At 65.2% G+C, this 11,314-nt stretch carries 5 protein-coding genes; 4 read left to right on the top strand and 1 reads right to left on the bottom strand.

Features of this window, described 5'->3' with window-relative positions; genetic code table 11:
* The first annotated feature begins 89 nt into the window (after positions 1–89).
* The 4 genes from VJT49_RS22160 (at position 90) to VJT49_RS22145 (ending at position 10,530) form a co-directional block, all read left to right on the top strand.
* Complete coding sequence (locus tag VJT49_RS22160) at positions 90–5,468, top strand: hypothetical protein (protein ID WP_324166811.1); 5,379 nt, start codon at positions 90–92, stop codon at positions 5,466–5,468.
* Positions 5,465–7,672, top strand: a complete 2,208-nt coding sequence (locus VJT49_RS22155) for an MBL fold metallo-hydrolase (protein WP_324166810.1) — start codon at positions 5,465–5,467, stop codon at positions 7,670–7,672. Before VJT49_RS22160 ends, VJT49_RS22155 begins: the two co-directional genes overlap by 4 nt.
* 1,137 nt (positions 7,673–8,809) lie before the next feature.
* Positions 8,810–9,100, top strand: coding sequence for a WXG100 family type VII secretion target (locus VJT49_RS22150; protein ID WP_324166809.1), 291 nt, complete (start codon positions 8,810–8,812; stop codon positions 9,098–9,100).
* Between the two features lie 38 nt (positions 9,101–9,138).
* The gene (locus VJT49_RS22145) at positions 9,139–10,530 is read left to right on the top strand and encodes a hypothetical protein (protein ID WP_324166808.1); all 1,392 of its coding nucleotides are present in this window, start codon (positions 9,139–9,141) and stop codon (positions 10,528–10,530) included.
* Positions 10,531–10,585: 55 nt separating this feature from the next.
* On the opposite strand, the gene VJT49_RS22140 is transcribed toward VJT49_RS22145, so the two are convergent.
* On the bottom strand, positions 10,586–10,765 hold the full coding sequence (locus VJT49_RS22140) for a hypothetical protein (RefSeq protein WP_324166807.1): 180 nt from the start codon (positions 10,763–10,765) through the stop codon (positions 10,586–10,588).
* Between the last annotated feature and the right edge of the window lie 549 nt (positions 10,766–11,314).

The raw sequence follows: 11,314 nt of genomic DNA, 5'->3' as shown, positions 1-11,314 counted from the left end.
CCGACTCTGCTCATGCGATACCTTCTTCACCACAAGGGCCTTTCTGACTGGGCTGCGTTGGCGCGCAAAACCCAGGCAGCATAAGGCCCTTGACCTATCTACGGGCAGATCTACCGCACGACACGCTTACTGAAGGCCTAGAGCAGGCGCTTGACGATCTTGAGCTAGCCGCATCCACGCATACCACCGCTGACGTGCTCGACAGCGTCGGCCGCCTGGCTGGGTTGCACGGCCCGGAGTACGTCGCAAACGAGATCCGTCAGATCGCTGATCTGGCCACAACCGCCGATACCAGCACCGACCCAACGGTCCTCGCGGCCCTCGACGCTCTCGTCACCGCGATTGATCTTGCTGGCAGTGACCCAGAGCGTGCCACCGATCTGGTCCGCATCGTGCAGGCCGGGCTGCCGTCTGCGGCTGTGCTCGTCATGCTCGCCAGCGCCCCCGGCGCGCTTACTCTTCACTCCGTCAGGCCACCGGCTGACGGGGTGACACCCGATGCGATCGACGGCGACGCCTTGTCCGTAGATGCGAAGCCCGCCCCTGACCTCAATGCGACGACCGACTCAGGCTATGGGATACCCGACACCGTCGGCGACGAGAGGTCGTCTGCAGGAAAATCCAAGGCCAAAGTTTCCGCTGAGCTGGACTCCGAACGCGAGACCGAGTCCGACACGGCGGGATGGACAGACGATATCGCCCAGGCAAGGCCGGTCATCTCCGAGGGCGAGATAAGCCGGAAGCCCACAGACGGCGCTCTCGTCGACGAGCCGAGCATCGACGAAGTGCTGGCCGAGCTCGACCTGACCGTACCGACTGGCGACGGCACGCTAGCGCCCAAGACGCCGATCCGGGGAGCCTCGGCCGGCGTAGGCTCCTTGGCGTCGAAGCACCCGGTCGAATTGGACGATCCAGGCTTGGTCAACACCGAGTCGGTCTGCACGGACGATCTGTACGTGACACTGATGAACACCCGGCAGTACGCCCTGGCTGGCTGGCTCCGCGAAAGCGCAGGAGCTCCGGCCGTTGTCACCTTTGCGCACCGGCTGGCCGCCCACGCGACGGCGATGCGCACCTCTACGGGCCCGAATGCAGCAGCCTTCAAGGACCTCGTCGCGGACCTCGACGCCGAAGCTCTGCGCGACTTGCCCGGCTCGCAGATGCTCGTGTACGCCGCGTCGGTCCGAGCCGGCCTGCTGTCGCCGACCGCGGGTGCCACCGGCCCGCTGCGCGACCTGTGCCCGGCCATCATCAAGTCTGGCCCGGCCATCGAGAAGATGACCGACGCGCTGCTCACATGTATTTACAGCGGCGCGTACCTGACCCCCCGCAGCAGCGACGTGGTAGCCGAGGTCGCCAACCTCGAAAGCGAATATGAGGCTCTGGTTGACACCGCCCGCACCATGCTCGACGCTGCGTCCTCGCGCAACATCCGTTACGCGGCCGCGACCGCGCTGTACAAGATGTGGATGGAGCCGACCGGCTACCTCGGTGCCGCCCTCTCGCTCGTCGCGTCCGGCTCCCGCCGTCCTGAAGATCTCAAGTTCGTCCGCAAGCGAGTCACCGAGTTGCGTTCACGAAGTGAGCTTGAATCGGCCCTCGACCGAGACACAGTCGCCTCGCCGCACTCGAAGCGGCCTCGCCGCATAGAGGCGCGCGCCCGAGACAAGCTTATCGCCGGGGCTGGCGACGTCGCCGCCGTCCTCGCCCAATGGGTGGAGACGACCGAAAGTATCACTCAGACGGCCAACACCGGCTGGATGTCCGGACAAATCACCGAACTCCGCAGTCGCGTCACCGCGCTGCGCGCGGATGCCATCGCTGAACTGACCCGCCTGGCTGAGTCTGACCAGCGCACCCGCAACGCGGCCATTGACGCTGGCCTTGTGCTTTTGGAGGACTCTCTGGACATGCTTAGCTCGGGCGTCCAGCTCGTCACCGAAGTCGAACTGACTGCCGACCGGGTCAGCAATGGCCTGCTTGCCCTCGCCGCCGATCTGCCGCTGGACGTTGCGCCGACGCTCGTGCCTCGGCGCACAGTCACCGTCACTGACATTGATGCTGCGGCGACCGCCCTCCGCGCGGACACCGCTGGTTGGACGGCAGCGTTCAACCGTCGTACCGAACGGTTTGACCACGTCGGCACCCAGGTGATCATCGACATGCTTCGCGGCACGGACCCACAGCTTGCGCGCCGCCTGTCAGCGATCCGAGAGCGTGACGTAGCCGCGGCCGCTGAGCGGCTCGACACACGTGTCGCTGAGCTCGCTACTCGCATCGACTCCGACCGCCGATTTGGGCGCCTGTCTGGCGACACCTGGTCGGCACTGTCCGTCCGCGCCCGTGCGTTCGAGATCGACAGCAGTGGGCCCCGCCGCGACTTCGATGTGATGGAAGGAGAACTAATCGTCGTCGAGGAGCTGCGGGAGAAGCAGGTTGCGGCCACCATTGAGGCCAAATGGCAGCAACTGGCTGAACTGCAGGACAAGCTGGCGCTGACCGATGAGCAGGCGGGGCGCATTTCGGAATGCATCGTCGCTGAGGACATCACCACGGCCGACGAGTACATCGAAACGATCCGCTTTCTTGGCGAGCTGCCCGCGCCACGTGTCGACGTCGATCACCTCGCGCGGTTCTTCCCGGCGTTCCCTGCCATGTTCGCCAACGCCACTGGCGTGCGCGCCCCGTCTGTTCTTGGCGAGGTCAAGCGCGCCATCGACGCCGGCCGCAACCCGCAGTCTGGGCCGCTCGCTGACCTCCTCGCTGGTGCGCAGATCGACCTCGCGCGCATCAACCGCCGCCCGACCGCGTCCAGTCGTCTCGAACAGTGGACGAACCTCACAGGCGCCCGCGCGCTTGATGGCAAGTTGTCCCAGGTCAAGCCTGTTCTTGAACAGCTCGGGTTCTTCGCAGCCAAGGCGGATACGTCGAACCGGCGAAAGGGGCGCGGCCCAGGGGTCAGCTCATGGATGCATTTGACCGGTGTGCGCGGCACTGAGGGTGAGGCGCTCATCCCTGCCTTCGGCAGCAAGATCAGCCCGTCCGGCGACACGCTCCGTGTACTTGCCGTGTGGGGCGCCCCGACACCGGGCAGACTCGTCGAACTGCTTCGCGACGAGCCAACCGACCACGCAGTGCTGGTCTTGTACTTCGGGATCCTGTCAGTCGACGCGCGCCGCGAGCTCGCTACCCTGATGCGGTCGGGGCCGAAGTTGCCGACCACTGCGGTCGTCGACGATGCCGCATTTGCCTACCTGTCCGCGCAGCCGACCCCGCGGCGCGACACCACTATGGCGATCACGCTGCCGTTTGCGTCCTCGGCTCCATTTACTCCGGACGTTGCCGGGCTGGTGCCGGTCGAGATGTTCTACGGCCGCACTGACGAGCTCGACCAGGTCATCGACATGATGGGCTCCTGCATCGTCTACGGCGGCCGACAACTTGGTAAGTCAGCGCTGCTGCGCGCAGCAGCGCGGAAGTTCGACGCTGGCGAGAACCGCGAGGCGATCTATCAATCGATCTACAAGGTTGGGCAGGGTGCGATCCCGGCTGAAAAGGTGTGGACCACCTTGTGGCCGCGGTTGGCCGAGAAGAAGATCGTTCCGAGCGAAGACCTGCCCACGGGCGACATCGCTGCCGCTGCGATAGAGCACATCATCACGTGGGTCAAGGCGGTACCCGGCCGCCAACTGCTCCTGTTGTTGGACGAGTCGGATTTTTTCCTCGACGCCGACGCTAAGGAAGGCAAGTTCACCCACGTAGCTGCTTTCCGGGAACTGATGGAGCACACAGACCGCGCTGTCAAGGTTGTGTTCGCTGGCTTGCACCAAACCGCGCGGTTCGAACGGCTCTCCAACCATCCTCTCGCACACTTTGGTAACCCGGTGTGCGTCGGGCCGCTTCCCCCACAACAAGCTTACGACCTACTCACGGATCCGCTGCGCGCACTAGGGTATCGGTTCACTGACGACAACGTCGCCGCGCGCGTGCTCGCGCTAGCAAACAACCAGCCATCGCTGATTCAGCTCTTCGGAGCGAAGCTGCTCACCCACCTGCAGCGCTCCGGTAGCCCGGCGACCTTGCCGCAGAGGGTTAACGCCGACCACATCGAAGCAGTGTGGTCCGATGCGTCTCTGCGTGAGGCTTTCCGCAAGCGGTTTGACTGGACACTCAACCTCGACCCCCGCTACAAGATCATCGCCTACACCGTCGCCTATCACGCGTACGCGCACGGCGTTGGGTCAGCGCTTACGCCGACCGAGCTGCGCAGCCAGTGCGAGCAGTGGTGGCCGCAGGGCTTCGCGGCTGAGGACGTCCGTACCGGCGAATTCCGCGCCCTGCTTGATGAGTGCGTCGCGCTCGGCGTCCTGTCATATTCGCCCGCAGAGGGCGCATACCGGCTTCGGACCCCGAATGTGCTCGCGCTTCTTGGTTCCCGCGACGAGGTCGACGACGTTCTCGACGCGGCCGAATCCACACCGTTACCCGATAGTTTCGACGGGTCGCTGCTGCGGCCTGCGTTCGCAGGCGGTATCACCCGCAGCCCGCTCACGTCCGCGCAGATCGCCGACCTGCTCGCCGCTCGCAGTCAGGTACGGGTCATCGCAGGTTCAGACGCACTGACCGTCTCCCGCTGTGCCCGCGTGCTGCGTGACGAGAACGAGCACGCCGTCTACGGCACCCGGTCCATCCCGATCAAGGAAACGACGGTCACCAATTTCGAAACGGCGTGCCAGACAGCAGCAATGACCGCTCTCAAGGGGCATGCGGTCGTCACCGTCGACCTCCGCACCGTAGGCCATGCCGCAGCGCTCGACGCGTGGTCCCGTGCCCGCGCCGCGATCGCGGGAAGCCATGGTGGCACTCTCGGTATAGTGCTCATCACCGGACCCGAGCAGGCGCCACTATGGGTGCGTGCTACCGCCGAAGCTGACGCGTCCTCGTCTTTGACCGCGCTGCACCGCTACGACAACACCGGGCTTCGGCAGTGGTTCAACGAGATCGCCGTCCCATTCCAGGACGACGCGTCGCGCGCCGAGTTGCTGGCCGTGTCCGGTGGTTGGCCGATGCTCGTCAACCGGGTTGCCGAAGCCTCAAGCGCCGACGCGCTTGATAACCTGCGCACCTGGTTGGCGAACCCGGTCCACGCTGACGAGTTCGTCGACGCACTCGGCGTCCGCGCTGACGACGTCCTGGGGGCTGCATGGGAATTCCTGCTCACCGCCCTGTCCGGTGACGTTGCCGACGCCCACACGCTTGCCGAGCTCATGGCGATCGCCGCCGCCGAGGACGCTTTCGCTGCGCTGCGGCCGGAACGGCTCGAAGCCGCTGGGTATGAGAGCACCCACGCAGTCGTCGATCTGTTCCGCAACCTCGGGGTACTCGTTGTCAGCGCCGACGATGGACAGCTTCGATTGGACCAGGTCGCCGTCGCTGCGGCCGAGACGGCTGGCTCGGCACGCGAATGACCCACAGTCCCGGAAAACTGCTGGTCGCCCTCGTCGGCGAAGCGGCCGACGCTGCCCTGGCCAGCCCCACCCTACGAGGCCGCACTATCGACAGGGGCGAGTTCATCGGCCAAAACCGAGCGGCGTTGCTGTCACTCATCGCGCGGCAATCGAGCCTGCGCACTCGACTAGCCGCGCAGTATGCCGAGCAGCTGCGCTCCGACGGGTGCCGTCATCCGTTGCTCGACGATCTGCTCGATGCTGACGCGGGCACCTCCGCGGCTGCGGCGAAACGGCTTGGAACCGATCCGACCGCGCTCGTCGCCATTTCGGTCGCGATACCGACGGCGTCCGCGAAAACCGCCTCCCAACCGACAAGTGCTCCAGCCGGTGCGACGCTCGTCGATGAGCGTCGCTTCTCGCGCCTGCAACGCGATCTGAAGCATGTACGTGAGCGTCGCGACCAGGCTCGCGGCCAGCTCCAATACACCCGTTCCGAGCTACTCACGGCCCGGCAACAGCTCCAAGCTGCTTTGTCCGACCGCGACGAGGCGCTCACCGCCGCCGAAGCATTGCGCGCCCAGCTCGCTGGCGAACGCTCCCGCATCGCCCACCTTGACAGCGACGTCGTGCACGCCGCGGAGGTCCTGGCCCGCGCGCTGCGGCCCGCCCCAGCACCGGCAATCGAACGCGATCCGCGTGAGCTGGACCGGCAGGACAATTCCGCGATCGATAGTGCTGACGTCGTGTTGACGCCCGCGCTCGCACCGCCGGATTCGCTCGTCACCGACGCGCTGGCTCGCGCCGACCTAGTTATGGATGCGTTTCTCGCCGCTCTGGACGCGATTGCCGCACCGCCCGCCGAGGAACCGGCTTCTCCGCTGTTCACCCGTAGCCGCGAGATCTGCGTGACACCATTGGGCGGCGGCACTGACATTGGCGGGTCATGCATCCTTGTCGAGGCTGGCGATGCGCGCATTCTGGTCGACTGCGGCACGCGACCCAAGCAGCGGCTATCGTGCCTCGGGCCACCAGACCTGGATGTCGCCCTCGCCGGGAACATCGACGCAGTCGTCATTACGCACGCCCATAATGACCACGCAGGGTTCATACCGGCGCTGGTCGCCCGCTACCCATTTATGGACGTGCTATGTACCGCCGACACCGCGGCACTGCTGCCGACCATGTGGAACGACTCGGTGAAGGTATTCGAACGCACCGGGCACGAGCGCGTCGAACCTGGTGAACCTGCCGACGAGCCGCCCTACCGCAGCCTGCAGGTGTTTGCTGCGCAGGACCGCATCCGTCCGGTCGCCTTCGGGCGCGTTGTCGAGGTCGCCGACGGTGTCACCATCGAACTGTTTCCCGCCGGGCACATCCTCGGCGCTGCGGGCGTCGTTGTCACAGCCGGCACTGCCCGTGTCACGATCACCGGCGATGTGTCGCATCCAGCGCAGGGGCAGGCATCGGTGTCCGGGCTGATCCTTCCAGCTGCCGCCCACGGAAGCGACCTTCTTGTCATCGAGTCCACCTACTGCAAAGCGGACTCGAACCGGGCACGCGAGGTCGAACGGTTCACCGACACAGTCTCTGACACCGTCAACAACGGCGGGCGGGTACTTGTACCTGCGTTCGCGCTCGGGCGCGCCCAGGAGGTGTTGCTCACGCTTCGCAACGAGTTGCCGGGTGTGCCAGTGCTTGTCGACGGACTCGCCAAGACGATCTCGCACCTGTACGAGCAGCAGACAGCTAACTGCGAGAACCCGCTCAAGATCTTCGGTGAAGACGTCCGTGAGGTCACCCCGGGCACTCGCCGCGAGCAGTACATCGCGCTGCGACGCGGCGTGATCGTTACGACCTCCGGGATGCTCACAGGCGGCCCAGCGATCACGTGGGCGCGGTGGTTGCTGCCTGACCCAAAGGCAGCGCTGCTGGTCTCTGGTTATCAGGACGAGGAGTCGGCCGGGCACGACCTGCTGCAGCTAGCAAAGCAACAGTCGCCGACGTTCATGCTTGAGGGCGAGCCAATCGAAGTGCAGGCGAGGGTCGCGAGCTTCGCGCTATCCGCGCACGCCGACCGGTCCGGCCTGACGTCGATCATTGCTGACGTCGCCCCTAAGCACATGATGCTTGTGCACGGGCTCGCTAGCGCGCAGCGTGAGTTCGCCCAGCACCTGCGCCGACGTGGACACTCAGTCGCCGCTACCGACCGGTGGCAGCGCTGACCCGCACACCCGCACCGGTGAGCGCGAGCTGGATACAAGGCCACCGCGGTCGCGCAGGACGAGATGGTCGGATCTCGGCCGGGGCGACCGCGTGCCGACAGCCTGGGTGGTGGCCAGCGTCGTGCAACGGTCGGATCTGCAGGGTGCCCACTGGAGATTCCACCAGATCGAGCGAATTTCTCCTTCGGGATAGTGCGCCGAATGTCGCGTGGCTAAGGGGCTCGGCAGCCCCGAAGGGGTCTTTCGTCGCGCGGCGAAGTCTGTCAGGAATAGGCCGTCTGGCTGATTTTCGACGAGGTCGCTACCCGTTTCGTGGCCCCGGATCCTCTGAGCTCCTGACAGCGCGACGCGAACGAGAACGAATGAAGAAGTTAGCGCGGCTGGCAGTAACCGTGCTCCAAAACAGGGCCCGGATCAGGCTCGCGCGGGAACGCCGCGCCCTGATCACGGAGGTCTCCAAAGTCCTGGTCATGCATCAGCACCAGGCGTCATTCCGGAGTGCGGACGGCAACGTCGACCGGTGGTCGCTGTCAGTTGGGCAGATCGATGGCTGGCGCCGGGTCAACCGCCGCGGTGTCGAGGCTTCCCATGCTGTTGTCCTGCCTGCGGGCGTGGTGCACGTCGGCGCCGGTCTCGGCCGCGCTTCGGTCGTCAGCCGTGGCCGCGGTGCCGAGTGCCCGCTAGCGTGTAGCAACTACCCCCGGGGGTGGGTGTCGATGACCATGGTGCGCCGGTATTGCTCGGTCCAGGTCAGGATCAGTTCCGACATCGCGTCTGGCTCGAGTTGCTTGGGTTCGAGGGTGCGGGAGCCGGGCACCAAGTCTGGCCGGCCCTTGGACCGGTACAGCTGCGGAGCCCCGCCCTGCCACGGCAACGATCCGCTCTAGCCGGAGTACCTGACCAAACTCGTCTGAACGCTCACCACCCGTCGGCCGTGTGCCGCCGATCCGGCCGTACGACGTTCGCCACGGCGAATTGTCATGCGACCCACCTGGCATATGGCCATGTTTGTCTGTTCTGCCCAAATCGCATCGCGTTGTTGAGTGCGGATGTGAATCGAAGCGGTCCCGCACAGGCCACGGTTGTGGATACGCTCGCTCTGTCGGAGAGTAGGCATCGGTTTACCGAGGGGTGTGCGTGGATCAGTTGACGGTGGACTTCTCCGCGCTGGACGAAGCCGCCAACGCGCTGGACAAACACGTCGACGAGGCCACGGCCCTGCTCGATGAGGTGGAGGGGCACGTCAGACAGTTGGAATCCTCGTGGTCCGGTGCCGCGCAAGCGGCATTCCGCGCCGCGTTCGACGAGTGGCGATCGGCTGTGCGGGATCTGCACGATGAGGCTCGGACGATCCGGGACTTCGTGGTCACCGCGCACGGGAACCACGCCGGCGCGGTACACACGAACGTCCGTATCTGGCGGGTGTGATCATGGGACACGGACCCGACGGCGGCCCACTGGTACCGGTGAAGATCACGCCCGAGGATTTCCACGTCGTGGCCCAGCACTTCGTCGACGCACAAAACGCGCTCGACCGCATCCGCGCTGACATGCTCACCGCCCTGGATGCCGCCAATGGTGCGGCCGGCGCGTGCGATGGCGCGCACCAGTACGAGGACGGCTGGGCAGCCGCCATGGACAGCATCCTCAACGACGGCTTCCACACCGCCTTCGACCTGCTCGGCTCCATCGGCCAAGGCATCGACGTGTCTGCGGTCAACCACGTCACTGCCGACCACGACAGCGCCCCCGGCCAACCCGGCGGCCCAGCACCCTGGACACCCCTGACCCCTAACCCGTGGCCGGCCAACACGGATTTCGCGGTGCTGACCGGTCCCTCACCCTGGTGGATGCCCGCCTTCCTGGAGAAATACATCCCCACCGCGGACACCGGCCGGCTCGACGACGCCGCCACCGCGTGCCGCGCCGCGGCGGAAGCGATCCGGGAACTCGCCGCCAACCTGCACACCGAACTCCAGGAACTCCTCGGCAACAACACCTCGGCCGACCTCGACGAACTGGACCAGTTCTGGCAACGCGCCGCCGGGTCCCAGTCGATCCTCACCGGTCTGCCGCAGGCACTCGATGATGTAACGAACAGCCTGATCGACTTCCGCGTCTGGAACGACGACACCCAAGAGGCGATCAAAAACAAAATCAAGGCCGTCATCGAGAGCTTCGGTGCCGTCGCGGTCGTCATCGGCATTGGCAGCGTGCTCACCGACGGCGGCCTGGACGCAATCATCGTCGCCGTCATCAAGGCACTCGACTTCGTCGGCGTCGACGCCAGCGGCGCCCTCGTCGCACCGATCGCCGAGGTCGCCGCCACCGCGGTCACCGGGCTGGTCGCGGCCGGCGGCGCGGTCGCCATCACCCAGGGCGTCGGACCCGCCATCCGGGCCGCGATGAGCAGCACACCGAACCCCAACGTCGAAGGCATCGACGCCACCAAGATCAGCGACGAACTTGCCACCGGAAAGATCGACGAGTCCGCGAGCGAATTCGATCCGGCTGAGCGCACGGTCGCTGACCGACTGGCCAAGGAGGGGCACGATGTCACGGCGCTGAAGCCGTCGACGGAACCCCGTGTTCGAACACCGGACGCGCTCGTCGACGGCACGCCCACCGAATTCAAAACGATCACCACCCAGACGCCCAGTAGCACCAAAATCATGCGCGTGCTCGACGAGTCCGCACGCAACGGCGGACAAGCCCGTGAGATCGTCATCAACGCCGAGAACACGCCCCTGACCAGGGAGGAAGCACTGCAAGGGATTCAGAGGTTCAAGGGGTTAGGCAAAAATGCCTACGATAAGATCGTTATCTGGGGCAACGGCTGGACCGTCACCGGCCCGTAGACCCGGAGGAGGGAGGCGCTCGATGGCGACCTACGTTCAGATCTTCTTGCGGCCCCTACGGGAGCGGTCTACCCAAGCAGTAATCGATGACGTCAGTCGTGCCGCCGGAACCCAGCTCCTGGACGATCCGGTACACCACGAAAACTCCTACGTGGGAATGCGCGAAGACACTGCCGTTGAGCTGTTCGTAGACCACGGGTTCGACGATGACGACGACATGCCCTTTTCGAGCCATCCCTACATGCTTCGATTCAGAACACTGACGAGAGACGTCGAGCACGCACGCGCCTACATGGAAAGGTCGTACACGGGCTTGAAGAACACCGGGAACTATTCAATGTTCTCGACCTACGACCTTCAAGATCTACTTGCATCTGACGTCGTGGTACAATAGGAATCCTGGCATACCAGCGGGCTTGCATTTGCTCAGCTAAAGTTAACCAACGGCAGGAGCGCCACCTCTACGACGCACACAACCTGGTGTAAACATTCAGCTGGTGTGTAATGTGTGACGGTCGGGGCTTTGGTGTAGCGGGCTGTGACTGCTGGGGCGGGTGTGGTTTCTGAGTTTTTCGGCGTGTCGGTGCTGATCTTTCGGCTCGGACCTGCTGTGATCTTGGGGTGCCCGCGACCGGGGAGTTGTCTCGCGATGAGCTGATCGGGCTCGTGGTTGAGCGGGATGCGCGGGTCGCGGCGCAGGACGAGCAGATCGTGGCCCGGGATCGTCAGATCGCGTTGATGGCGTCTCAGATCTCGGAGTTGGTCGAGGTCAACGAGTCGCTGG

The sequence above is a fragment of the Amycolatopsis sp. genome (assembly GCF_035276945.1).
Taxonomy (GTDB): domain Bacteria; phylum Actinomycetota; class Actinomycetes; order Mycobacteriales; family Pseudonocardiaceae; genus Amycolatopsis_E.
This window is presented reverse-complemented; position numbering and strand designations above follow the sequence as displayed.

Bases quoted from the DNA above. Each gene is read 5' to 3' on its own strand.
- VJT49_RS22155 (WP_324166810.1), top strand. From the start codon at position 5,465: ATGACCCACAGTCCCGGAAAACTGCTGGTCGCCCTCGTCGGCGAAGCG.
- VJT49_RS22140 (WP_324166807.1), bottom strand. From the start codon at position 10,765: ATGGCTCGAAAAGGGCATGTCGTCGTCATCGTCGAACCCGTGGTCTAC.